Raw genomic sequence first — 23,039 nt, forward strand, 5'->3', positions numbered from 1 at the left:
CCGGCTTCCTAGAATGGCTGCCGAGGCGCCGCGTCTCGCCCCCTCCCGTCGATCCCGTCGTTGCCCAGCATGCCCCTCGCTTCGCCGTTGCCCCTGCGGCCCGCCCGCTCCGTTCCGCGCCAACGCTGGCCCAGCCTGAATGCCTGGCGCCGCGCCGGCCGCGAATGGGCGCGTACCGATGGCCAGACCTGGGCCTTCATCGCCAAGGCGCTGTTGGCCGCGGCCCTGGCCCTGTGGCTGGCCTATCGCCTGGAACTGCCGCAACCGAGCACCGTGCTGGTCACCGTCTTCATCGTCCTGCAGCCGCAGAGCGGCCAGGTGCTGGCCAAGAGTTTCTATCGCATCCTCGGCAGCCTGGCCGGCCTGAGCTTTACCGTGGCCGCCATCGCCCTGTTCGCCCAGGAGCGGGTGCTGCTGCTCGGCGCCCTGGTGCTGTGGATCGGCTATTGCACCCGCGGGGCGGCGCGCTATCGCGACTTTCGCAGCTATGCCTTCCTGCTGGCCGGCTATACCGCCTGCCTGGTCGGGCTGCCGGCGGTGGCCCAGCCCCAGGGCGCCTTCTTGCAGGCGATCTGGCGCCTGCTGGAGATCGCCCTGGGCATCTGCTGCGCCGGGGTGGTGAGCGTGGCGATCCTGCCGCAGACCACCCGCGGCGTGCTGCGCCGCACCCTGGCGCAGCGCCTGCGCGACTTCCTCGCCATGGCCCATGACGGCCTGCTCGGCCGCCTCGAGGCCGAACGCTTCGCCGCACTCAGCGCCCGCTTCGCCGCCGATTCCGTGGGCTTCGAGAGCCTGCGCAGCGCCAGCGTCTTCGAAGAGCCCTATCTGCGGCGGCGCAGCGGGCGCCTGGCGGCCCTGGGCAATCGGCTCATGCTGCTCAACACCCGCTTTCATGCCCTTTACCAGTTGCTGGCGCGCCTGACCGAGCGGCCGCCGGCGGTGCGTCAGGCCCTGGCGCCCGCCCTGGAACTGATCGCCGTCGCCCTGGCGCCGAGCCTGGGCCGACTACCGGAAGAGCGGGATCTGCGCCGGCTCAACGAGCGCCTGGCCGCGGAGCGCGAAACCTTGATGGCGGCGATCCGCGCCGGTCGTCAGCAACTGGCTCGCACGGCGCCTGCGGCCGAGGTCGACCGGCTCGACTACGATACCGCCGCCGAATTGCTCTATCGCTTCGCCGAGGACCTGCACCTGCTGCTGAATACCCAGCTGGAGCTGGACCTGCCGATCAGCACCGCGCCCAAGACGCGCGAGACCTTCACGCCGCTGGCCAGTCGCGCGGTGGCCTGGATGGCCGGGGTGCGCAGCGCCCTGGTGGTGCTGGGCGTAGGGCTGTTCTGGATCGAGACCGCCTGGCCGAGCGGCGCGGCCTGCACCCTGGCGGCGGCGCTGATCTCGGCGCTGGCCTCCACCTCGGCCGATCCGCGCCGCTATTGCCTGCAACTGGCCGGTGGCACCCTGGTCGGGGCCCTGGCCGGCGGGCTGCTGCACTTCCAGGTGCTGCCCTGGATCGACGGCTTCGCGCTGTTGCTGCTGGTGCTGGCGCCGGTATTCACCGCCGGCGCCTGGCTGATCACCCGGCCACGCCTGGCCGGCTATGGCACCGGGTTGATGGTCTGGTTCTGCTCGGCGGCCCTGCCGGGCAATCTGCCGCGCTACGACGCCGATCTCTTCTGCAACACCTACCTGGCTTACCTCGTGGCCTGCGGCGTGGCGGTGGTGGCCGTCAGCGTGCTGCTGCCGCCCAGCCAGCCCTGGGTCTGGCGGCGGCTGGAGGCTGCCCTGCGCGAGCGCCTGGTCCACGCCATAGGCGCGCCCCTGGCCGGCCTGAGTGGCCGCTTCGATTCCGGCCTGCGCGATCTGCTCAACCAGGTGCAGGTGCTCACCGTGGGCCAGCCGCTGGTGCAGCGGCAGCTGCTGCGCTGGACCTTTCTCAGTCTGGAACTGGGCCACGCCATCATCGAGTTGCGCCTGGAACAGGCCGCGCTGCCGCCCTTGCCCTGGTATCGCGAACAGCGCGCCTGGCGCCTGGCGATCCGCGCCCTGGGCCGGGCGCTGGTGCGGCTGGCTCGCCAGCCCGATGCCGCCAACCTGGCCCGCGCCCTGGGCGCGGTGGACCAGGCCATCCTGCTGGCGCACCAGGCCCAGCGCCACCTGGAGCCCACGCCGGGCGACTTCGATCGCTCGCCGCTGCGGCGCATCGCCAGCTACCTGCACGTCATCCGCACCTCGCTGCTGGCGCCGGATTCGCCCCTGGCCGGGTACCTGCCGCAGGCCCGGCCACCGGCGCGCGACGAAGGCTAGCCAGCAGCCGGCCAAAATCCGACTAGGCTTACGGACGGGGAGGGCCAGCAGGCCCTCTGCCATGCGACTTTCGGCACAACCAGAACAAGGCCCGCCTGCCCATGCCCGTCCGCTTCGTCCGTCCGCTGCTCTGTTCCGCCAGTTTTCTCCTGACGCCCCTGGCGTCTGCCCTGGAAGCCCCGGGCGCCCCCGGCGCCGCACCCTTCTGGTCCTATTCCGGCAAGACCGGCATCGGCACCAGCTACGAGGCCTATCGCGATGGCGCCTATAGCGACCAGGCCAGCACCGGACGCGTCTCGCGGGTCTGGTTTTCCCTGGCCCAGGGCGTGGTCACCGAGACCATGCAGGGCCTCATCCACGAGGCGCAGCTGCGCGAGATGCAACTGGTGATCCGCGGCCCCGACTTCACCCACCTGGAGCGCGACGACACCGACAGCCGCATCGAATACCTGGCCACCGATAGCGCCGGCCGGCCGACTTCCCTGGCCTACCGGATCGTCAATCGCGACCGCCAGGGCCGCTACGAGATCGAGAAGCACGTCTTCACCGACCCGGACCAGGACACCCTGGTCATGCGCGTCATCTTTCGCAGCCAGGATCCGCGCATCCAGCCCTATCTCTATGTCGATCCGGCGCTGGCCAACAGCGGCAGCCATGATCGCGCGGCGGTGAAGGGCGCGGTGCTCTACGCCAGCGAAGGCGAGCACGCCCTGGTGGTCAAGGCCAGCCAGCCCCTGCAGACGCCCACCGTGGGTTTCGTCGGCAGCTCCGACGGCCTCGACGACCTGCGCCGCAACGGCAAGCTGACCCAGCTCTACAGCAGCACCGGTGACCAGGCCGGCAACGTCGCCATGCTGGCCAAGCTGCCGCTCAAGGGCGCCGAGACCACCCTGGACGTGGTGGTGGGCTTTGGCGCCAATCCGCGCCAGGCCGAGGCGGCGGCCGATGCCACCCTGGCCCGCGGCTATCAGAAGGTGCTGGCCCACTACAACGGCGAGGGCGACGCCATCGGCTGGCAGGACTACCTGGCCAGTCTCGATCAGCTGCCGCGCCTGCAGGCCCAGGCCGGCGACGGCGGCAAGCTGGTCAACGCCAGCGCCCTGGTGCTCAAGGCCCAGGAAGACAAGACCCACGCCGGCGCCCTGATCGCCTCGCTGTCCAATCCCTGGGGCGAAACGGTGCCGGCGGCCAAGGGCACCACCGGCTACAAGGCGGTCTGGCCGCGGGACTTCTACCAGTGCGCCATGGCGCTGCTGGCGCTGGGCGATCGGCAGACGCCCAAGGTCGCCTTCAGCTACCTCAAGCAGGTGCAGGTGGACGCCAACACCGCCCACAAGCCGGCCGACAGCTCGGCCTTCATTCACCAGCAGAAGCAGGGCGACGAGGTCCGCGCGCCGGGGGCCACCGGCTGGTTCCTGCAGAAGACCCACGTCGACGGCACCATCGAATGGGTGGGCGTCCAACTGGACCAGACCGCCATGCCGATCATGCTCGGCTACCGCCTCTGGCAGGGCGGCCTGCTGGGCGACGCCGAGATCGATCGCTGGTATCGCGACATGCTCCGGCCCGCGGCGGATTTCCTCGCCCGCGACAGCCAGGTCAACCTGGGCTGGAACACCTGGCAGGTCAAGCCGCCGCAGACCCAGCAGGAGCGCTGGGAAGAGCAGTGGGGCTATTCGCCGTCCACCACCGCGGCGGTGATCGCCGGTCTCGCCACGGCGAGCGAACTGGCGCGCCACGCCGGCGACGAGGCCAATGCCAGCCGCTACCGCGACACCGCGCGGCGCTATTCGAGCCAGGTGGAAAAGACCATGGCCACCACCCAGGGCAGCCTGGGCGCCGGCAACTACTACCTGCGCATCACCCAGAACGAGGATCCCAACGACAAGGGCAAGCTGGTGGACAACAACAGCCGCCCGGGCTTGCCGGAAGACCAGGTGCTGGACGCCGGTTTCCTCGAACTGGTGCGCTACGGCGTGCGACCGGCCGGCGATCCCCTGGTGCAGAAGAGCCTGGCGGTGCTGGACGACGAGGGCCTGCCGGAGAATCTGCGGGTCAAGTACAGCTTCCAGTACCCGGGAGTGGAAGGCACCTTCCCCGGCTGGCGCCGCTACGGCAACGACGGCTATGGCGAGAGCGAGAGCTCCGGCATCAACTTTCCCGCCACCGAGCAGCCGGTGCCCAACTCCGGACTGCGCGGCCGGGTCTGGCCGATCTTCACCGGTGAGCGCGGGCACTACGAGCTGGCGCGCCTGGTCCTGCAGGGCAAGCCGGATGCGGCGGCGCTCGGCAAGCTGCGCGACACCTACGTCCGCGGCCTGGAACTGTTCGCCAACGCCGGCCTGATGCTGCCCGAGCAGGTCTGGGACGGTGTGGGCGACAACCAGCGCCACGGCTACACCAAGGGGCAGGGCACCGATTCGGCGACGCCGCTGGCCTGGTCCCACGCCGAATACGTCAAGCTGCTGCGCTCCATGGCGGACGGCCAGGTGTGGGATCACTACCCGGTGGTGGCGCGGGCACTGGCGCCCTGAGTAAGGAATGCTGCCGGGTCGCGAGCGCCGTCAGGGCTCGCGACCCGGCAGCAGGTCGGGTCGTTGTTGCTCCAGCCATAGTACGATCTGCTGGAGCAGGGTTTCAGCCTGCCGTAATGCCTCTTCGGCCATCGAGTCGCTGACCAAGTCGCCCGAGTAGTCGATGACATTGCGTTGCTTCCGCAGGGTGTCCAGTACCAGCATCGTTGGCGTAGCGAGACCTATGGTCCGGGGCAAGGACTGGATCATGGTCTGATGATGGCCAGGGCGACTGGTCAGGGTGCGATAGCCATTGGCCTGAAGCGCTGCATTGGCGCCCTGCATGATCGCCTTGTAGGCCAGATCGAAGCGGCTTTCACTGCTCAGCGTCGGCAGGCGGGCGTCCGTCAGGCTACGCTGCGCTGCGCTGCCTCCAGCAGGCGCCGGATACCTGCCGAATCCGGCGTAATCGCTTCGAGACTTTTGCCAATCAAATTATCCAGGGTCATCTGTCCATCCTTGTGACAGTTCGCCAGCGTCGCCTATGACGAACAGCTTGGGCTTTTCTAGCAGATCCGTGACGAAGGCTCCCCCTTCCGCCAACAGCTTCTGCCATTCCTCTTGCCGGTATACCTTGGGATTGATCTCGCGGCCAAGCCTTTCCTGGCAGGGGTAAAGGGCCGCCACTACTTCACCGAAGGTCACGGTGCCCAGGATCATGAGGTCTATATCGCTTCCACTGTTCGCCTTGCCGCTGGCCATCGAGCCGAAGACGAAAGCTGCTTCTATCCGGTCTGCAACAAGGCCCAATGCCTCGGCCAGGATGTCGGTAAGGCCACTGGTCTTGCGCAGAATGCTCGCCAGCTCTTCGAAGATCGGGCAGTCCGGATTGGCACGGTAGTGCTGCTGATTACCCACGCGCGTTTTCACGGCCAGACCCGCCGAGACTAACTTGACGAGTTCGCGGCTGAGGGTACCGGACTGGGTCTCGGTCAATCGCGCGATTTCACGCTGGTGATAGCTACTATCCGGATGGAGCAGCAGCAGCGCCAAGACCTTGCGGCGATAGTCGGGAAAAAGGACGGACGCGAGTGACATCGAAAACCTTATTGCTGCCTTTTAGGCTGCAATTGAAGCTTAAAAGGCAGCAATCATCCAGCACTACCATGCCTCAAACGATCAGTTGGATGCCTAACCGACAAGCGGTAGATCTCTGCTATAGCCAGTGCCAGAGCCTGTTTTACCTTTGATCGCTCAGGGAACGCCTGTAACAAGACTTGTCTGATGGGCGTTCTCGGGCTTTCCTGAGATGGGCGGATCCTTCCGCTCCCTGCTTTCCCTCTTCGCTCCGGCCCTCCTGCCCACGGTCCCGTACCGCGCGGTAGCGTGCCCGGCTGTCGCGCTTTTCTCTCGCTCGCTCCGGCGACCGCTCCGGTGGTCTGGGGGCGGGTCTTTGCCGGTTCCTGTCAAGAAGGTCACGGATATGACTGACGTCGCTCTCCCCATCGCCCTCTACCTGGGCACCCTGGTGCTGCTGGCCTTCGCCCTGCGCCGCAGCCCGCTGCTCACCGAGGAGACTCTGGCGCGCTCCTCGCCGCTGGATGCCCTGCGCGGCATCCTCGCCACCGCCGTGGTCTGCCTGCATTTCGTGCTGACCTATCACCTCAAGGCCGAGGGCCAGTGGCGCGAACCCGACAGCGGCCTGCTCTACAACATGGGCGTGGTGCCGGTCTCGCTGTTCTTCATGATCACCGGCTACCTGTTCTTCGGAAAGGTCTATCGCCGCACGCCGGACTGGGGCGAGCTGCTCCGTTCACGGGTGCTGCGGGTGATGCCGCTGTATCTCTGCGTGGTGGCCGTGGTGGTGCTCTTCACCCTGATCCGCACCCACTTCGTCATCGCCGACGGCCAGCGCTTCATGCTCGAACTGCTCAGCTGGGAGCTGTTTTCCGGCTTCAGTCTCAACGGCCTGGAGGAGAGTGGCTGGATGACCGCCGGCGCCCACTGGACGCTGCGCTACGAGGCGCTGTTCTACCTGGCCCTGCCGCTCATCGCCGCGCTGTTCAATCGCCGTGGCTTCGGCCTGCCGTTGCTGGTCTCGGCGCTGCTGGTGGGCGGCCTGGTCGCCGCCGGTTATCACTATCACGTGCTGGGCGCGCGCTTCGGCCTGCTGTTCCTGCTGGGATTCCTGCCGGTGTTCGTCAAGGTCCATCGGCCGGCGCTGCTGTCCTGGCTGCGCACGCCCCTGGTGGCGGCGCTATCGCTGGCGCTGGTGGCCTATGCCATGACCCAGCCGGACTACAACCTCAGGCAGATGCTGGCGCTGGCCTTGCCCTTCGCCGCCATGGCCAGCGGCAACGACCTCTTCGGCCTCCTGCGCAGTCTCGGTCTCAAGGTGCTGGGCGAGATCAGCTACAGCCTCTATCTCACCCACGGCCTGCTGCTCTATGGCCTCTTCACCCTGCTCAACCTGGGGTCGGTCGAGGTCCTGGGTACGGTCGGCTTCATGGCCCTGCTGCCACCGGTGCTGGTGCTCGCCTGCCTGCTGTCGATGCTCAGCTACCGCTGGATCGAGCGTCCGCTGATGCACCTGGGCAGGGCGCCACGGCCTCGGCAAGTGCCGGCGTAAGCGCCGGCGCCGCCCCGGGATACTCCAGCAGAAAGGCCAGTGCCTGGGCGCAGGAGGCTTCCACCTTGAGCGCGAGCAGGTCGTCCGCGCGGGTCCGGCCATAGCCCAGGGCGGCGATGGGCAGGCCGGCGCGAGCCGCGGCCTGGGCGAAGCGAAAGCCGGAATAGACCATCAGCGACGAGCCCACCACCAGCAGCGCATCGGCGCGGCCCAGGTGGGCGAAGGCACGCTCCACCCGCGCACCGGGCACGTGTTCGCCAAAGAACACCACGTCCGGCTTGAGCAGGGCGCCGCAGCGCGGGCAGTCGGGCACGCGAAAACTCATGAAGTCCACGCCTTCCAGATCGGCATCGCCATCCGGCGCGGTAGCCGCGTCCAGCTGCAGCCAGTCGCCATTGAGTTCGCCCAGCCACTGCTGGAATTCCTGGCGCGGCAGGCGCAGCTCGCAACCCAGGCAGCGGATCTGGTCGAGGCGCCCGTGCAGGTCGATCACCGCCTCGCTGCCGGCGGCCTGGTGCAGCCGATCGACGTTCTGGGTCAGCAGCATCTCCACCTGGCCGCGCCGCTCCAGGGCCGCCAGGGCCTGGTGGGTGGCGTTGGGCCGCGCCTGGCAGAAACGCGGCCAGCCGATCAGGCTGCGTGCCCAGTAGCGGCGGCGCAACAATTCGTCACCGACAAAGGCCTGCAGGGTGACCGGTTGCGGGCGCTTCCAGGCGCCGTCGCGGTCGCGGTAGTCGGGAATGCCGGAATCGGTGCTGCAACCGGCACCGGTGAGCAGAAAGATCCGCTCGTGCCGGGCGATAAAGGACTGGAGCTCGGGCAGGGACATCGTGCACCTGGAGTTGCGGGCGATATCCCCAGCTTGGAAAGGGTTATGCCGGGAGGCAAGCCGCAGCTGACGAACGTCCTGTCCGCGCTGCGGCGAGTGGCCTTCAGAAAACCGGCACGTAGATATAGATCTGCGAATCCTGGGCATCCACCCCGGTGAAGGCCTCGGTGTAGTGCTCGAAGCAGGCACCCGGCCGGGGTTGCAGGCCGCGCGCCGGCAACAGCTCGGCGAACAGCCGGCCGAGGCTCTTGGCCACGCTGGGCGCGGTGCCCAGGTGCACGTAGCGGGCGTAGCGGCCTTCCGGCAGTTCCTGGCGCACCATGCCGGCGGGCAGGGGGGCGCCCGGGGTGGTGGCTACCGCGGCCAGGTAGTGCATGGTGCCGGCCTGGCGCCAGCTCAGGCCATACCATTCGGCGTCGCCTTCGCGCCCGGTGATCTCCCCGGCGCGGTCGGCGAAGCGCCGCCAGAGGGCGGCGATGTCTTCGCCCTGGCCAGGCTCGAACAGCAGACCGGTCACTTCCAGGGCGGGATGGTCGACGATTTCCAGCGACATGGGACAGACTCTCTCGAAGATGCGATGAAGGCCGTCACCTTACTCCAGCGGCGCGCGGCGGTCAGCCGGGGCGGCCATCGGACGAAAGGTCGCAGCCGCCGCCAGGCCCTGCCGCAGACCCTGCCAGGTCCTCTTGCCGCTTCGCTAAAACACTGATTTTGAATGATTTTTCGACGAAGAAAGACGACGCTTCGCTCGAACTGCCAGGCCCGGCTCAGGACGAAGTCCTACCGTGATGTGCCTGGAGTTACCCAAGAAATGTCGATCAAGGTATCGCGCCGCAACTTTCTCAAACTCAGTACGGCGGGGGTCGCCACCTCGAGCATGGCCATGCTCGGCTTCGCCCCGGAACCGGCACTGGCGTCCATCCGCTACTACAAGCTCGCCGCCGCCAAGGTGACGCGCAACACCTGCACCTACTGCTCGGTGGGTTGCGGCATGCTGCTCTACAGCCGCGGCGATGGCGGCATCAACACCGTCAGCGACATCTACCACGTCGAAGGCGATCCGGATCATCCGGTCAGTCGCGGTTCCCTCTGTCCCAAGGGCGCCGGGGTGCTGGACTTCATCAAGAGCGAATCGCGCCTCTCCCACCCTGAGGTGCGCGAGCCGGGCAGCAACGAGTGGAAGCGCATCAGCTGGAACGAGGCGCTGGACCGCATCGCCCGCTACATGAAGGAGGACAGAGACAAGAACTTCGTCACCCATGACGCCGATGGCCACCTGGTCAATCACTGGATCACCACCGGCTTCCTGGCGGCCTCGGCCTGTTCCAACGAGACCGCGTACCTCACCCAGAAGGTGATCCGCAGCCTCGGCATGCTGGCGATCGACAACCAGGCGCGCGTGTGACACGGACCGACGGTGGCAGGTCTTGCCCCTTCGTTCGGCCGCGGTGCCATGACCAATCACTGGGTCGACATCCGCAACGCCAATCTCATCCTGTCCATGGGCGGCAACTCGGCCGAGGCGCACCCGGTGGGCTTTCGCTGGATGGTGGAGGCCAAGGAAAAGAACAACGCCAAGCTGATCACCATCGATCCGCGCTTCACCCGGACCTCGGCGGTGGCGGACTACCACGCCTATATCCGCACCGGGACCGACATCGTCTACCTGGGCGGGCTGATCAACTTCCTGCTCACCACGGACCAGATCCAGCATGAGTACGTAAGGGCCTACACCGACGTCGCCCTCATCGTGAAGGAGGACTTCGGCTTCCACGACGGCCTCTTCTCCGGCTTCGGCGAAGACAAGCGTCGCGCCTACGAGAAATCCAGCTGGAGCTACGAATTCGACGAGCGCGGCATGGTGAAGGAAGACCCGACCCTGCAGCACCCGCGCTGCGTCTACCAGCTGATGAAGGCGCACTACAGCCGCTACACCATCGAGCTGGTGGAGCGCGTCTGCGGCATGCCGCGTGAGCAGATCCAGACCACCTGGGACATGATCGCCGAGACGGCGCGCCCCGAGCGCACCATGAGCATCCTCTATGCCCTGGGCTGGACCCAGCATTCCATCGGCGCCCAGATCATCCGTACCGCCTCCATGGTGCAGCTGCTGCTGGGCAACATCGGCATGCTCGGCGGTGGGGTCAACGCCCTGCGCGGCCACTCCAACATCCAGGGGCTGACCGACCTGGGCCTGCTCTCCAACCAGCTGCCGGGCTATCTTTACCTGGCCTCCCACGAGGAACAGGAATACCGCGACTACATCAAGCGGCGGGCCAAGCAGCCGCTGCGCGAGGGCGAGGTCTCCTACTGGAAGTACTACGAGCGCTTCCACGTCAGCCTGATGAAGGCCTGGTTTTCCGAGGCGGCGACCAAGGACAACGACTGGTGCTACGACTGGCTGCCCAAGCTCAGCGAGCCGCTCTACGACGTCCTGCACACCTTCGAGCGCATGCACCACGGCGAGATCACCGGCTACTTCTGCCAGGGCTTCAACCCGCTGGCCTCCTTCCCGGACAAGAACAAGGTCAGCCAGGCGCTGAGCAAGCTCAAGTACCTGGTGGTGATGGATCCGCTGGCCATCGAGACCGCCGAGTTCTGGCAGAACCACGGCGAACTCAACGACGTGGACCCGAGCCAGATCCAGACCGAGGTGTTCCGCCTGCCCACCACCTGCTTCGCCGAGGAGAACGGCGCCATCGTCAACAGCTCGCGCTGGCTGCAGTGGCACTGGCGCGCCGCGCCGCCGCCGGGCGAGTCGCGACCGGACGTGGCCATCCTCGCCGGGCTGTTCCATCGCCTGCAGCAGATGTATCGCGACGAGGGCGGCGCCTTTCCCGATCCCATCCTCAATCTCACCTGGCCCTACAGCAATCCGGAGGAGCCCAATCCCGAGGACATCGCCCAGGAATACAACGGTCGCGCCCTGGCCGACCTGCCCGGGCCGAACGGGACCATTTCCCACAAGCGCGGCGAACTGCTCGACGACTTCGGCTTCCTCGCCGACGACGGCAGCACCACCTGCGGCTGCTGGATCTATTCGGGCTCCTACAACCGCCAGGGCAACAATATGGATCGGCGCGACAACGCCGATCCCTACAACATCGGCATGACCCTGGGCTGGGCCTGGTCCTGGCCGCTCAATCGCCGCATCCTCTACAACCGCGCCGGCGCCCGGCCGGATGGCACCTCCTGGGCGCCGGAGAAGCGGCTGATCTGGTGGAACGGCGAACGCTGGGCCGGCGCCGACATCCCCGACTTCCCCTGGACCTCGCCACCCTCGGCCAAGGCCGGGCCCTTCATCCTCAACCAGGAGGGCGTCGCGCATTTCTTTGGCGGCAGCCTGCTGGCCGAGGGGCCCTTCCCGGAGCACTACGAGCCCTTCGAATCGCCGCTGGACCACAACCCGCTGCACCCGGACAACCCGCGCGCCAAGAACAACCCGGCGGCGCGGATCTTCCCGGGCGATCGGGCGCGGCTGGGTACCCGCGAGGAATTCCCCTATGCGGCCACCACCTACCGGCTGACCGAGCACTTCCACTTCTGGACCACCCATGCGCGGCTCAACGCCATCGCCCAGCCGGAGAAGTTCGTCGAGATCGGCGAGGACCTGGCGACCGAGCTCGGCATCAAGGCCGGCGACTGGGTCAAGGTCAGCTCCAAGCGCGGCTACATCAAGGCGGTGGCGGTGGTGACCAAGCGCATGCACGGGCTGCAGGTGGAGGGGCGCACCGTGCACCACATCGGCATCCCCATCCACTGGGGCTTCAAGGGCGTCACCCGCCCCGGATTCCTCACCAACACCCTGACCCCCTACGTGGGCGACGCCAATACCCAGACACCGGAATTCAAGTCGTTCCTGGTGAACGTGGAAAAGGTCTGAGGGAGGTTCTATGAGAGGCGATCAAGTCAACTTCCAGAACATCGTCGCACGCTCGGCCACCTCCGAGGAGTCGCCCCACACCCGCATCGGCGGGGTGGAGGCGGTGGCCAAGCTGATCGACGTGTCGCGCTGCATCGGCTGCAAGGCCTGCCAGGTGGCCTGTTCGGAGTGGAACGACCTGCGCGACGAGGTCGGGCATTGCAACGGCACCTACAACAATCCGCCGGACCTCACCCCGGAGACCTTCCAGGTGATGAGATTCGACGAATACGTCAACGAGAAGGGCAACCTGGAGTGGCTGATCCGCAAGGACAACTGCATGCACTGCGCCGAGCCGGGCTGCCTCAAGGCCTGCCCGGCGCCGGGGGCCATCGTGCAGTACGCCAACGGCATCGTCGACTTCAATTCCGAGCACTGTATCGGCTGCGGCTATTGCGTCTCGGGCTGCCCCTTCGACGTGCCGCGCATCTCCAAGAAGGACCAGAAGGCCTACAAGTGCACCCTCTGCTCCGACCGCGTCTACCACGGCCTGGAGCCGGCCTGCGTCAAGTCGTGCCCGACCGGGGCGATCATGTTCGGTACCAAGGAGGACATGACCGAACACGCCCAGATGCGCGTCGGCCAGCTGCATGACCGCGGCTTTCCCGGCGCCGGCCTCTACGATCCGGCCGGGGTGGGCGGCACCCATGTGATGTACGTGCTGCAGCACGCCGACAAGCCGGAGCTCTATACCCACCTGCCGGCCGATCCGCAGATCAGCCCCATGGTCAGCCTGTGGAAGGGCGTGACCAAGCCGATCATGTCGGCGCTGCTGGGCGTCACCGCCATCGCCGGCATCGCCCACTACCTGACCAAGGGACCCAAGGAAGAACCCGAGGAATCCCCGGACGAGGCAGAGCGCCACGCCGCGCGCGAGGAGGATCGGCCATGACCACGCCGTCGGACAACAAGCGCGGCATCCTGCGCTACACCACCTTCAGCCGGCTGAACCACTGGTTCATCGCCTTCACCTTCGTCTGCCTGACCCTGAGCGGCCTGGCCTTCTTCCACCCGTTCTTCTTCGACCTCACGGCGCTGTTCGGCGGGCCGACCATGACGCGCATCCTGCACCCCTTCATCGGGGTGGCCATGAGCCTGGGCTTCGTGGTCATGGCGGTGCGCTTCTTCAAGGTCAACCTGTTCAAGCGCCACGACGTGGCCTGGGTGCGGCGCATCGGCGACGTCCTCGCCAACCGCGACGAGCTGGCGCCGCCCATCGGCGCCAACAACCCGGGGCAGAAGCTGGTGTACTGGGTGATGCTGCTGTCGGTGCCGGCGCTGTTGCTCAGCGGCTTCTTCATCTGGCGCCCGTATTTCGCCGACATCCTGCCGCGTGGCTGGCTGCGCTTTTCCAGCCTGGTGCACGCCTATGTCGCCTTCGTCGCCATCGTCACCCTGATCATCCACGTCTATTCGGCGATCTGGGTGAAGGGCTCCTTCCGCGCCATGACCCAGGGCCGCGTCAGCCGTGCCTGGGCCAAGCACCATCACCGGCTGTGGTACGACGAGATCGTCGAGCAGGAACGCCGCGAAGGCGGCGAGCGGGGCGAGCGCCCCCTGGATGAACACCGCATGCCCGACAAGGGGACCCCCTGATGCATCAGTACGGCACCTCGCCCACCGGCATCCTCAATCCGCCACCGGTGGTCCTGCCCGATCGCCAGCTGTTCGCCCGTCGCGCCCGCCGCCTGCGCGAACTGGCCGAGCGCAGCCCCGAGCTGGGCGATTTCCTCGGCTTCATGGCCCTGCTGGTCCAGGCCCAGGAGGCCGTCCTGCAGGACCGCCAGCCCAGCTGGCAACCGGCGCCGGATGCCTTCAGCCTGGCCCTGGAGCACGGCATGCCGCCGCTGCAGGGGCAGGCTCTGCTGCGGGATCTGGACTGGCAGGGCGATCTGGAGGCGCTGCTGGCCAACCTGGAACTGCGCATCGCCGCGCGTCAGCGGCCAGTGCTCGAACAACTGGCCGCCTTGCCGGCGACCGAGCGTCAACGGCTCGCCGAGCAGTTGCTCGCTCAGGAGCCCGGCGCCCCAGAGGTCCGGGGGCTGCTGCCGCTGGTGGGCGCTGCCCTGCAGGTGGCCTGGGTGCGCCTGGCCCTAGGCCTGCCGCAACCGCCCCAGCGCCATGGCGACGCCAGCCGGGTGCTGTGCCCGACCTGCGCGGCGCCGCCGCTGGCCAGCATCGTCCACGCCGACCGCGATCGCGACAACGTGCGCTACATGCATTGCAGCCTCTGCGCCACCGAGTGGCACCTGGAGCGCAGTAAGTGCAGCTGCTGCAATACCAGCGCCCAGGTGCGCTATCTGGCCCTGGAAGACGACGCCGGCAAGACGCCCCTGGCCGCCCAGGCCGAGACCTGCGACAGCTGCGACAGCTATCTCAAACTGGTCAGCAAGAGCTTCAACCTGGGCGCCGAGCCCCTGGCCGACGACCTCGCCAGCCTGCCGCTGGACTTCGCGCTGGCCGAAGAAGGGCGCTATGCCCGCAGCGGCTTCAATCCGCTGTTCATCGCCGGGGACTAGGGCGCCAGCGCCGCGTCACGCCTCCGCGGCCAGGGCCTGGGTCAATGCCAGGCCCGCCAGGCGCGCGCTGGCCAGCAACCGCTCCAGGCTCTGCCCATGCCGCGCGCTGGCGGAGAGCCCGGCCATGGTGGTGATGACGAAGTCGGCCAGCTCCTGCGCACGCTGCGGCTGGCGACCGGCGATATGGGTGCGGATAAGCGTCTGGGCCGTCTGGTGGTGCCGGTCGGCTGCCGCACGGGCCTGGGGATCGTCGGAATGGGTGCCCTCCAGCACCAGGCAGCCGGTCGAGCTGGGGTCGGCTACATAGCTGCGCGCCGCCTCTTCCAGCACTCGGGTGAGCGCTACCGCCAGGGACTGTTCGCCGTCCAGGATCTCGTGCAGCAGCACGGCGCCCGTCGAGATGTAGCGTTCGAGCACCCGCTGGTACAGCTCCAGCTTGCTGCCGAAGGCCGCATAGAAGCTCGGCGGCCTGATGCCGAGCGCCTGGGTCAGGTCGGCGACGCTCACCCCGTCATAGCCCTTTTCATGGAACAGGCGCTGGGCCTGGACGATGGCCTCGTCCGGATCGAAGCGGCGGGGCCGCCCACGGGTTGCGGTTTTATTTGTAGTGCTCATTACAAAAATACTTTGACAGCGGACGGGAGAAGATTATTGTAGCACTCACTACATTAATCAGGAGGCTGACTCATGAGCAATTTCGCAGGCAAAAAGGTGTTGGTGCTGGGCGGCAGTCGCGGCATAGGCGCGGCCATCGTGCGGCGCTTCGCCACCGATGGCGCCCAGGTGACCTTCACCTATGCCAGTTCCAGGGACGCCGCCCAGGCCCTGGCGGCGGAAACCGGTAGCACCGCCGAGCTGACCGACAGCGCCGACCGCGACGCGGTGATCGCCCGGGTGCGCGCCTGTGGTCCGCTGGACGTGCTGGTGGTGAATTCCGGCGTGGCGCTGTTCGGCGATGCCCTGGAACAGGACCCGGACGCCGTCGATCGCCTGTTCAGCATCAATGTGCAGGCGCCCTATCACGCGGCCGTGGAAGCCGCGCGGCAGATGCCGGCGGGCGGGCGGATCCTCGTCATCGGCTCGGTGAATGGCGATCGCATGCCACTGCCCGGCCTGGCCGCCTATGCGGTGAGCAAGTCGGCCCTGCAGGGTCTCGCCCGCGGTCTGGCGCGGGACCTTGGTCCGCGCGGCATCACCGTCAACGTGGTGCAGCCGGGCCCCATCGATACCGAGATGAATCCGGCGGATGGCCCCATGAAGGAGCTGATGCACAGCTTCCTGGCGATCAAGCGCCACGGCAGCGCCGACGAGGTGGCCGGCATGGTCGCCTGGCTGGCCGGCCCCGAGGCCGGCTTCGTCACCGGCGCCATGCACACCATCGACGGCGCCTTCGGCGCCTGATCGAGTGCGTACCCCTATCGCCCAGGGCCCAGGCGATAGGGGCGAAGGCCGGCTATCCGGCAGGCCAGCCTAGTACGCCGGTCCCAATACCTCCTCGGCGATATCCAGCAACGCCCGCAGCCTGTCCATGTGGCGCAGGTCCTGGTGATAGCCCACCCAGATATCCCGTGATGGAGGACTGCCGAAGCGCTCGATGAGCTGCAGTCCGGCGGTCGCATCGCCGAGCGGGCGGGGCAGGACGGCCACCCCCAGGCCACGCCGGCACATCTGCGCCTGAACGGTTCGACTGGTACTGGTGAAGGCCCGTGGCGAGTCCGGCAGCCGCTCGAGCAACCAGGCGACATCGGGAAAATGCGATTGCGCGCTGTTCATGAGGATCAGCCCGACCGCAGCCGTATCCTCCTGCACCGCTAGCGCCGTCTCTGCGGAGCCGTAGAGGCCGTAGGGCATCCTCAGGAAACGGCGCTGCACGATATCCGGTTCGCTGAAGGGCACCAGGCGAAAGGCCACGTCCGCATCGCGTCGGGAGAGATCCAGCAGTCGATAGCTGGCAATGACCTCGGGTACCACGGCAGGGTGCCGCCGGGTCAGGTCGGCCAGGACCGGCGCCAGCACATAGCCGGCGAACCAGTCCGCCGAAGAGATGCGCAGGATTCCCTCCAGGCGCTGGTGATTACCTGCCAGGCGCCGCTCCATCGCCAGGGCCGAGGCTTCCATGGACTCGGCCAGGGCGAATACGGCATCTCCCGAATTCGTCAGGATCAGGCCCTCGCGGGTGCGCCGTAGCAGCGCCTGTCCGGCTTCATCCTCGAGCGTTTTGATCCGTCGACCTACCGTTGGGTGGCTGATTCCCAAGGCTCGCGCGGCCGAGCCATAGGATCCGCCCCGGGCGACTGCCAGAAAGATCCGTACATCGCTCCATTCCATGGCGTACCTGCGTACAAAAATGAACATTCAATATGCAGGAAAGGCAGTCCCCAAACAATATTGTAGGGGTGACCATGACAGCTCACATCGACGTAGATCCGTTGGCTTCAGCCAGGCATGTTCGAACTGGCGCTGTGCAGGTGAGCAGATATGAGCAGATTGCTAGATAGGGTTGCGATTGTAACGGGTGCCTCCAAAGGCATCGGTGCGGGTATTGCCCGGCAATTGGCGGCGGACGGTGCCAAGGTTGTCATCAGCTATGCGTCCAGCAAGGACGGGGCGGACGCCATCCTGGCGGACATCGAGACCGCAGGGGGTACGGCCATCGCGCTACGCGCCGACGTCCGCCAGCGGGCCGATATGGAGGCCTTGGTAGAGGCGGCCCGCGAGCACTTCGGGCGCCTGGATATCCTGGTGAACAATGCCGGCGTCTATCGATTCGCCAGGATCGAGGACACCACGGCAGACCTGTATCGGCTGCAATTCGACATCAATGTGCTCGGGCCCTTGCAGCTGATAAGCGCCGCCAGCCCCTACCTGGGCGCCGGCAGCAGCATCATCAACGTCAGCTCGAATGTCACCAGCGTCCTGCCGGCGGAAAGCGCCGTCTACAGCGGCACCAAGGGTGCGCTCGATGCGATCACGGGTGTGCTCGCCCGCGAGCTGGGCCCTCGTGGTATCCGCGTGAATGCCGTCAATCCTGGCCTCATCGACACCGAGGGCACCCAGACCGCCGGCGCCCTCGGCGCGGAATTCCAGGACTGGAACGAGGCCCGCACCCCGCTCGGCCGTATCGGCCAGGTAGGGGATATCGCCCCCATCGTCGCCTTCCTGGCGTCCGACGATGCCCGCTGGGTGACCGGCGAAACTCTCTTCGGCTCCGGCGGCATGCGCTAGACCAGGCGGTGGCCCCTGCCGCGCCGACAGCGGTCGGCCGCTTGCCAACCGCTCGCGGGCACGCTCCTGCCAGCTGTGGCCGCGCTTTTCAAGAAATCGCTGCATCAACCCGCCGCGCGCCGGCAACGCGCGCGGATCAGGATGCGGCCCGATTAAAGGTAAAAGTCATGAGCTCATCCCTTCCCATGGCCCAGCCCGATAGCCGTCGCTGGTTCGCGCTGGGCGTGCTGCTGGTGGGTACGCTACTGCCACCGCTCGACTTCTTCATCGTCAATGTGGCGCTGCCGGTGATCCGTCACGACTTCGCTACCTCGTCGGATCTGGCCCAGCTGGTGGTATCCGTCTATGCGACGGCCTATGCGGTCACCCTGATCCTGGGCGGTCGCCTGGGTGACATGTTCGGCCGCAAGCGTGTCTATCTGGGCGGCATGCTCGGCTTCGGTATCGCCTCCGCGCTATGCGGGTTCGCGCCAACGCCAGCTGTGCTGATCGCCGGGCGGCTACTGCAGGGGGTGGCGGCGGCCATCATGGCGCCGCAGTCCATGGCCCTGATCCATGCGACCTTTCCGGCAGAAGAGAAGAATCGGGCGCTCGGCCTGTACGGCGCGACCTTTGGACTCGCCGCTGTGCTGGGCCAGGTCCTGAGCGGGGTGCTGATCGAGGCCAATCCCTTGGGACTGGGCTGGCGCAGCATCTTCCTCATCAATCTTCCCGTCATTCTCTGCGCCCTGCCGGCCGCGCTGGTCGCGCTGCGCGAGAGCCGGGCCAGGCAACCGGGCCGGCTGGATGTCATGGGTGCCGGCCTGCTCGCGGCGGGGCTGTTGGCGCTGGTAGTGCCCCTGGTCGAGGGGCCACGCCTGCACTGGCCCTGGTGGTCGCTCCCCCTGCTCGTCGTCAGTGGCGGATTGCTGATCACCTTCTGGCGCTACGAACAACGCAAGGAGGCGGCCGGCGAGACGCCCCTGGTGCTGCCTTCCCTGCTTGCCGCCCCCCGGCTGAGACGGAGCCTCCTGGCGACCTTCCTGTTCTATGCCCTGGCGCCTTTCTTTCTCGTTTTCGCCGTCTACCAGCAGGCCGGTCTGGGGCATGGAGCCCTGGCTGCGGGGTGGGCGATCCTGCCGCTGGGGATCGGCTTCCTCCTCGGCCCCCTCTGCAGTCCGCATCTTGCCCAGCGGCTGGGGGCACGCACCGCCGCCTTCGGCATGGGCCTGGAGGTCATGGGCCTGCTGTTGGCGGCCGCGCTGGCAGGCCTGCCCTCCTGGCTGCCGGTGCCTTTGCTGTTGATCGGCCTGGGGCAGGGCATAGCGCTTCCGGCCCTGGTGAGAGTCAACGCGGATCAGGTGGCACCGAGCCTGGCCGGACTCGCCGCCGGCTTGACGAATGCCACCCTGCAGATCAGCGCCGCCCTGGCGGTGGCGCTCATCGGCGGCCTGTTTTTCGCCCTCGCCCCCGATGGTGCTGGCGGAAGAGAGGTGCAGACCGCCTTTTCCGCTGCTGCCCTGACGATGGGCGGGGCCTTGGCGCTAGCGGCCGTTTTGAGCTGGCCGAGCGCTCCGGCGACCGCCACGCGAGGGGCCTGCGATGCAGACTGAACAGCGCTTTTCACCGCGCGAGGAGAACAGCATGAGAAAGACCTGGCTTATTACCGGTTGCTCGAGCGGTCTTGGCGGCCATATTGCGGCCATGGCCGCCGCGCATGGCGACAGGGTCGTCGCAACGGCTCGCGATCCCGCCCTGTTGCAACCCCTGGTTCGGCAATTCCCGGAGAACCTGAGGGCCGTACAGCTGGACGTCACCAATCCCGCCTCGGTGGCTGCCGCGATTGCCTATGCCGAGCGGGATTTCGGCGGTCTCGATGTCTTGGTGAACAACGCCGGGATAGGCTTCATCGGTGCCGTGGAGGAGGCCGAGCCCAGCGAATACCGGCCGGTATTCGAGGTGAATGTATTCGGTCTGATCGAAACGACCCGCCTGGCATTGCCTGCCCTGCGGCGACGCGGCGGCGGCCGCATCGTCAACCTCTCATCCGGGGCAGGGCTCTCGGGAGGACCGGGTTCCGGCTACTACAGCGCGAGCAAGTTTGCTGTCGAGGGATTTTCCGAGTCGCTGGCCAAGGAAGTGGAACCCTTCGGAATCCGCGTGACCATCGTCGAGCCCGGGCCGTTTCGCACCGATTTTCTCGGGCGCTCCATCGCCATGGCGAACCGGGTAATCCCGGCCTATGCCGACACGGCGGGGCGACGACGTGCCTACCGGGACAGCAACGACGGCAAACAGGCCGGCGATCCGCGCAAGGCTGCCGCGGTGATAGTGCAGGCCGTCATGGCGACCGAGCCACCCTTGCATCTGCCGCTCGGACCGGTCGCCTACGACATCGCGGAGCGCAAGTCGCAGGCGCTGCGCGCTGATATGGCGACCTGGCGCGACATCGCCCTGCATACCGACTTCGACTGATAGATCCAGGCGGGGCTGCGTGGCCCCCGACCCTTCCACGCACCGCGCGGATCATCTCGATCCCCCCGTTGCCCGACCCGCCTGGGCGGCCTGCTCATCGCCGGGGGAGCGGGGCCGTTTCGCCCGGTGAGTGGCTGCTTTTCTCGGCAAGCCTTTTTACCGTTCCTTGGATGAACACCGCTGGAGTACTCCATGAGTCATGCCTTAGGCGCTTCGACCGGCAGCCCCTGGCTGCAACGCTACTATTTGCTCAGGGCGGCGGTTGCGCTGCTGTGGATCGCGCTGGCCCTCGCCCTTGGCCACGCGACGGCTTGGGCGGGGCCGCTCCTGCTCGTCCTCTACCCTGCGTGGGATGCCCTGGCGAACGTCCTCGATGCCCGCCAGAGCGGCGGACTGCGGCACAACGCTGGGCAGCGGCTCAACGCCGTCGTCAGTCTGAGCGTCGCGGTGGCGATAGGGCTGGCACTGACGTCTGGCATGGGCGCCGCGATCGGGGTGTTCGGGGTCTGGGCCATGGCCGCTGGGCTTTTCCAGCTGGCGGTGGCGGTACGACGCTGGCGGACGTCCGCTGGTCAGTGGGCGATGATCCTGAGTGGCGCTCAATCCGCCATGGCGGGTGGATTCTTCGTGAAGCAGGCAGCTGACGGTGTCCCGCTGGATGTTTCCAGCGTGACGCCTTATGTGGCTTTCGGTGCCTGCTACTTCGGGGTCTCGGCGGCTTGGCTCGCGGTAGCGAGATCGCGGCGGAGCGCGGCCGGCAAGCGAGCCTGATGCGGAGTCGACGCCGGCCCCAACAGTATCGAAGGACTCAGCCGTAGCGCTTGAAGGCCTCGATGGCCAGGCCGTTGCCGATGTTGCCGAAGCGATCGCCGTCCACCAGACGGGCGCCGGGGAAGCGCCTGGCGAGGGCCTGGCGCAGCGCCGGGATGCCGCTGGAGCCGCCGGTGAAGAACAGGCTGTCGACCCGCGCCGGATCCAGGTCGGCGCGGGCCAGCAGGTCGTCCACGCCACGGCTCAGGCGTTCCAGTTGCAGGGCGATGGCGGCGTCGAACAGCGGGCGTTCCAGATCCGCGGCCAGGCCGGTCTCGATGCGATCCAGGCGCAGGGTGCGGCGCCAGTCGTCGGTCAGGGCGATCTTGGCGTCTTCCACCTGGATCGCCAGCCAGTGGCCGGCGCGCTGTTCGATCAGCTTGAACAGCCGGTCCATGCAGCGGGTGTCCTGGGCGTCGTATCTCATGTCGCGCAGGGCCAGCACGCTCTTCTTGGCGTAGACGGCGTTGATGGTGTGCCAGGTCGCCAGGTTGATGTAGTGGCTGGTGGGCATGGTGGCGCCGCTCTTCATGGCGCTGCCGTAGCCCAGCAACGGCATGACCCCTTCCAGACTCAGCTGGCGGTCGAAGTCGGTACCGCCGACGTGCACGCCGCCGGTGGCGAGGATGTCGCCGGCGCGATCGGCCAGGGCACGGCGCTCCGGTGCCAGGCGCACCAGGGAGAAGTCCGAGGTACCGCCGCCGATGTCGACGATCAGCACCAGTTCCTCGCGTTCGATGCTGCGCTCGTAGTCGAAGGCGGCGGCGAGGGGTTCGAACTGGAAGGAGATGTCGCTGAAGCCCACCTGGCGCGCCACGGCGGCCAGGGTGTCCTCGGCTTCCTGGTCGGCGACCGGATCGTCATCGACGAAGTGCACTGGACGGCCCAGCACCACGGCGTCGAAGGGGCGATCGGCCTGCTGTTCGGCGCGCTGCTTGAGGGTGCCGAGAAACAGGCCGAGCACCTCGGTGAAGGGCAGGGCACTGCCGAGGATGCTGGTCTCGCCCTTGAGCAGGTTGGAGCCGAGCAGACTCTTGAGCGAGCGCAGCAGACGCCCCTCGTAGCCTTCCAGGTATTCGTGCAGCGCCTGGCGGCCATAGGCCGGACGGCGCTCCTCGGCGTTGAAGAAGATCACCGAGGGCAGGGTGGCCTTGCCCTCTTCGAGGGGCAGCAGGACCTCGCCCGAGGGCCTGAACCAGCCGGCGGTGGAGTTGGAGGTACCGAAGTCGAGGCCCAGGGCGCGGGCGGGTAGAGCAGCAGACATGTCAGGATCCGTAACGCGAGCAGCCGCGCAGTTTAGCCGAGACGCGCCTGCAGGCGAACCCTGGCCGGATGCCAGCAGGGTGGGCCCGCGCGTCTGCGGGACTGAAGCGGGTGCGAGCGAGTGGCGGCGTCAGCCCCGGTGCGAGCGGTCGCGCGGCTCGTCCAGGGTGCAGACGTCATCCTGGCACCGCCGACTGCCCTCGGGATGGGGCAGCCAGGTCAGACCCGGGCGCAGCTTGAGGAACAGGCGATAGCCCAGTTCCAGCAGGGGCCGCAATGGCCGCCAGGCCAGCGGTCGCGCCCAGTGGCCGAGGCCGGCGGTGCGCCAGCTCCAGTAGGTGGCGTCCAGACCCTTGAACCAGCGGCCGTCGGCATCCCGGGCGTGCAGCAGATCGAGCATGGCCTGGCGCGGTGGCGCATCGACCGGCGCCTGGGTCGGGTAGTCCGGCGCGGCCAGGTCCACCAGCTGCAGTTGGCTGGGGTCGGCGTGGCGCCGCAGCCAGGCGATCTCGCGGGCGCACAGCGGGCAGGCGCCGTCGTGAAAGAGGGTCAGGGGCAGGCGGGGTGCGTGCAT

General features: G+C 67.5%; 20 protein-coding genes. 12 read left to right on the forward strand and 8 right to left on the reverse strand.

The window, feature by feature from the left end:
• Positions 1-69 precede the first annotated feature (69 nt).
• Together PSK12I2_RS0121455 and PSK12I2_RS0121460 are read left to right on the forward strand one after the other, a co-directional pair.
• Positions 70-2,301: an FUSC family protein gene (locus PSK12I2_RS0121455; RefSeq protein ID WP_027600010.1), complete on the forward strand. Its 2,232-nt coding sequence runs from the start codon at positions 70-72 to the stop codon at positions 2,299-2,301.
• Positions 2,302-2,402: 101 nt separating this feature from the next.
• Complete coding sequence (locus tag PSK12I2_RS0121460) at positions 2,403-4,835, forward strand: glucan 1,4-alpha-glucosidase (protein ID WP_027600011.1); 2,433 nt, start codon at positions 2,403-2,405, stop codon at positions 4,833-4,835.
• 30 nt (positions 4,836-4,865) lie between these two features.
• Here PSK12I2_RS0121460 and PSK12I2_RS25155 read toward each other — a convergent pair whose 3' ends face one another.
• Both PSK12I2_RS25155 and PSK12I2_RS0121470 read right to left on the reverse strand, forming a co-directional pair.
• Complete coding sequence (locus PSK12I2_RS25155; RefSeq protein ID WP_200893331.1) at positions 4,866-5,159, reverse strand: hypothetical protein; 294 nt, start codon at positions 5,157-5,159, stop codon at positions 4,866-4,868.
• A 150-nt stretch (positions 5,160-5,309) separates the two neighbouring features.
• A complete protein-coding gene (locus tag PSK12I2_RS0121470) occupies positions 5,310-5,912 on the reverse strand; it encodes a nucleotidyltransferase domain-containing protein (RefSeq protein WP_027600012.1) in 603 nt (200 codons plus the stop codon).
• 385 nt (positions 5,913-6,297) lie between these two features.
• Here PSK12I2_RS0121470 and PSK12I2_RS0121475 point away from each other — a divergent pair, with 385 nt between their 5' ends.
• Positions 6,298-7,443: an acyltransferase gene (locus tag PSK12I2_RS0121475; RefSeq protein WP_027600013.1), complete on the forward strand. Its 1,146-nt coding sequence runs from the start codon at positions 6,298-6,300 to the stop codon at positions 7,441-7,443.
• Here the strand turns inward: PSK12I2_RS0121475 and PSK12I2_RS0121480 are convergent.
• Both PSK12I2_RS0121480 and PSK12I2_RS0121485 read right to left on the reverse strand, forming a co-directional pair.
• A complete protein-coding gene (locus PSK12I2_RS0121480; protein WP_027600014.1) occupies positions 7,370-8,272 on the reverse strand; it encodes an NAD-dependent protein deacetylase in 903 nt (300 codons plus the stop codon). The two genes, PSK12I2_RS0121475 and PSK12I2_RS0121480, sit on opposite strands and share 74 nt — an antisense overlap.
• Positions 8,273-8,375: 103 nt before the next feature.
• Positions 8,376-8,825 (reverse strand): GyrI-like domain-containing protein, encoded by a 450-nt coding sequence (locus PSK12I2_RS0121485; protein WP_027600015.1) that lies wholly within the window; start codon positions 8,823-8,825, stop codon positions 8,376-8,378.
• Between the two features lie 264 nt (positions 8,826-9,089).
• Between PSK12I2_RS0121485 and fdnG the strand changes: the two genes are divergently transcribed.
• Genes fdnG through fdhE form a run of 4 tightly spaced genes read left to right on the forward strand, consistent with a single transcriptional unit; the run spans position 9,090 to position 14,713 of the window.
• A complete protein-coding gene (gene fdnG / locus PSK12I2_RS0121495; RefSeq protein WP_138956550.1) occupies positions 9,090-12,155 on the forward strand; it encodes a formate dehydrogenase-N subunit alpha in 3,066 nt (1,021 codons plus the stop codon).
• Positions 12,156-12,165: 10 nt separating this feature from the next.
• Positions 12,166-13,086: a formate dehydrogenase subunit beta gene (gene fdxH, locus PSK12I2_RS0121500; protein WP_007160996.1), complete on the forward strand. Its 921-nt coding sequence runs from the start codon at positions 12,166-12,168 to the stop codon at positions 13,084-13,086.
• Positions 13,083-13,790, forward strand: a complete 708-nt coding sequence (locus PSK12I2_RS0121505) for a formate dehydrogenase subunit gamma (protein WP_007160995.1) — start codon at positions 13,083-13,085, stop codon at positions 13,788-13,790. Before fdxH ends, PSK12I2_RS0121505 begins: the two co-directional genes overlap by 4 nt.
• Positions 13,790-14,713: a formate dehydrogenase accessory protein FdhE gene (fdhE, locus tag PSK12I2_RS0121510; RefSeq protein ID WP_027600017.1), complete on the forward strand. Its 924-nt coding sequence runs from the start codon at positions 13,790-13,792 to the stop codon at positions 14,711-14,713. Before PSK12I2_RS0121505 ends, fdhE begins: the two co-directional genes overlap by 1 nt.
• Before the next feature lie 15 nt (positions 14,714-14,728).
• Here fdhE and PSK12I2_RS0121515 read toward each other — a convergent pair whose 3' ends face one another.
• Positions 14,729-15,328: a TetR/AcrR family transcriptional regulator gene (locus tag PSK12I2_RS0121515; RefSeq protein ID WP_027600018.1), complete on the reverse strand. Its 600-nt coding sequence runs from the start codon at positions 15,326-15,328 to the stop codon at positions 14,729-14,731.
• Positions 15,329-15,400: 72 nt separating this feature from the next.
• Here PSK12I2_RS0121515 and bdcA point away from each other — a divergent pair, with 72 nt between their 5' ends.
• Positions 15,401-16,114, forward strand: coding sequence for an SDR family oxidoreductase (gene bdcA, locus PSK12I2_RS0121520; RefSeq protein ID WP_027600019.1), 714 nt, complete (start codon positions 15,401-15,403; stop codon positions 16,112-16,114).
• 69 nt (positions 16,115-16,183) lie between these two features.
• On the opposite strand, the gene PSK12I2_RS0121525 is transcribed toward bdcA, so the two are convergent.
• The gene (locus PSK12I2_RS0121525; RefSeq protein ID WP_027600020.1) at positions 16,184-17,041 is read right to left on the reverse strand and encodes a LysR family transcriptional regulator; all 858 of its coding nucleotides are present in this window, start codon (positions 17,039-17,041) and stop codon (positions 16,184-16,186) included.
• A gap of 150 nt (positions 17,042-17,191) precedes the next feature.
• Here PSK12I2_RS0121525 and PSK12I2_RS0121530 point away from each other — a divergent pair, with 150 nt between their 5' ends.
• The 4 genes from PSK12I2_RS0121530 to PSK12I2_RS0121545 all read left to right on the forward strand — a co-directional run bounded on the left by PSK12I2_RS0121530 (position 17,192) and on the right by PSK12I2_RS0121545 (position 21,163).
• Positions 17,192-17,938 (forward strand): SDR family NAD(P)-dependent oxidoreductase, encoded by a 747-nt coding sequence (locus PSK12I2_RS0121530; protein WP_027600021.1) that lies wholly within the window; start codon positions 17,192-17,194, stop codon positions 17,936-17,938.
• Between the two features lie 167 nt (positions 17,939-18,105).
• A complete protein-coding gene (locus PSK12I2_RS24280; protein ID WP_256204018.1) occupies positions 18,106-19,530 on the forward strand; it encodes an MFS transporter in 1,425 nt (474 codons plus the stop codon).
• Between the two features lie 31 nt (positions 19,531-19,561).
• Entirely contained in the window at positions 19,562-20,392 is an 831-nt protein-coding gene (locus PSK12I2_RS0121540; RefSeq protein WP_027600022.1) for an oxidoreductase, read from the forward strand.
• Positions 20,393-20,584: 192 nt separating this feature from the next.
• Entirely contained in the window at positions 20,585-21,163 is a 579-nt protein-coding gene (locus tag PSK12I2_RS0121545) for a membrane protein (RefSeq protein ID WP_027600023.1), read from the forward strand.
• 37 nt (positions 21,164-21,200) lie between these two features.
• Here the strand turns inward: PSK12I2_RS0121545 and PSK12I2_RS0121550 are convergent, their stop codons facing one another.
• Positions 21,201-22,466, reverse strand: a complete 1,266-nt coding sequence (locus PSK12I2_RS0121550) for an Hsp70 family protein (RefSeq protein ID WP_007160986.1) — start codon at positions 22,464-22,466, stop codon at positions 21,201-21,203.
• 129 nt (positions 22,467-22,595) lie between these two features.
• A complete protein-coding gene (locus tag PSK12I2_RS0121555) occupies positions 22,596-23,039 on the reverse strand; it encodes a thiol-disulfide oxidoreductase DCC family protein (RefSeq protein WP_027600024.1) in 444 nt (147 codons plus the stop codon).

Source organism: Pseudomonas sp. MOIL14HWK12:I2, from assembly GCF_000510745.1.
GTDB lineage: Bacteria > Pseudomonadota > Gammaproteobacteria > Pseudomonadales > Pseudomonadaceae > Chryseomonas > Chryseomonas oryzihabitans.

Excerpts from the sequence above, each read along its gene's own strand:
- PSK12I2_RS0121460 (WP_027600011.1), top strand. The coding sequence starts at position 2,403 with ATGCCCGTCCGCTTCGTCCGTCCGCTGCTCTGTTCCGCCAGTTTTCTC.
- PSK12I2_RS0121505 (WP_007160995.1), top strand. The coding sequence starts at position 13,083 with ATGACCACGCCGTCGGACAACAAGCGCGGCATCCTGCGCTACACCACC.
- PSK12I2_RS0121540 (WP_027600022.1), top strand. The coding sequence starts at position 19,562 with ATGAGAAAGACCTGGCTTATTACCGGTTGCTCGAGCGGTCTTGGCGGC.
- PSK12I2_RS0121555 (WP_027600024.1), bottom strand. The coding sequence starts at position 23,039 with ATGCACGCACCCCGCCTGCCCCTGACCCTCTTTCACGACGGCGCCTGC.
- PSK12I2_RS0121515 (WP_027600018.1), bottom strand. The coding sequence starts at position 15,328 with ATGAGCACTACAAATAAAACCGCAACCCGTGGGCGGCCCCGCCGCTTC.
- PSK12I2_RS0121470 (WP_027600012.1), bottom strand. The coding sequence starts at position 5,912 with ATGTCACTCGCGTCCGTCCTTTTTCCCGACTATCGCCGCAAGGTCTTG.
- PSK12I2_RS25155 (WP_200893331.1), bottom strand. The coding sequence starts at position 5,159 with ATGCAGGGCGCCAATGCAGCGCTTCAGGCCAATGGCTATCGCACCCTG.
- PSK12I2_RS0121550 (WP_007160986.1), bottom strand. The coding sequence starts at position 22,466 with ATGTCTGCTGCTCTACCCGCCCGCGCCCTGGGCCTCGACTTCGGTACC.
- PSK12I2_RS0121455 (WP_027600010.1), top strand. The coding sequence starts at position 70 with ATGCCCCTCGCTTCGCCGTTGCCCCTGCGGCCCGCCCGCTCCGTTCCG.
- fdxH (WP_007160996.1), top strand. The coding sequence starts at position 12,166 with ATGAGAGGCGATCAAGTCAACTTCCAGAACATCGTCGCACGCTCGGCC.
- bdcA (WP_027600019.1), top strand. The coding sequence starts at position 15,401 with ATGAGCAATTTCGCAGGCAAAAAGGTGTTGGTGCTGGGCGGCAGTCGC.
- PSK12I2_RS0121545 (WP_027600023.1), top strand. The coding sequence starts at position 20,585 with ATGAGTCATGCCTTAGGCGCTTCGACCGGCAGCCCCTGGCTGCAACGC.
- PSK12I2_RS0121525 (WP_027600020.1), bottom strand. The coding sequence starts at position 17,041 with ATGGAATGGAGCGATGTACGGATCTTTCTGGCAGTCGCCCGGGGCGGA.
- PSK12I2_RS24280 (WP_256204018.1), top strand. The coding sequence starts at position 18,106 with ATGAGCTCATCCCTTCCCATGGCCCAGCCCGATAGCCGTCGCTGGTTC.
- PSK12I2_RS0121530 (WP_027600021.1), top strand. The coding sequence starts at position 17,192 with ATGAGCAGATTGCTAGATAGGGTTGCGATTGTAACGGGTGCCTCCAAA.
- fdhE (WP_027600017.1), top strand. The coding sequence starts at position 13,790 with ATGCATCAGTACGGCACCTCGCCCACCGGCATCCTCAATCCGCCACCG.
- PSK12I2_RS0121485 (WP_027600015.1), bottom strand. The coding sequence starts at position 8,825 with ATGTCGCTGGAAATCGTCGACCATCCCGCCCTGGAAGTGACCGGTCTG.
- PSK12I2_RS0121475 (WP_027600013.1), top strand. The coding sequence starts at position 6,298 with ATGACTGACGTCGCTCTCCCCATCGCCCTCTACCTGGGCACCCTGGTG.
- PSK12I2_RS0121480 (WP_027600014.1), bottom strand. The coding sequence starts at position 8,272 with ATGTCCCTGCCCGAGCTCCAGTCCTTTATCGCCCGGCACGAGCGGATC.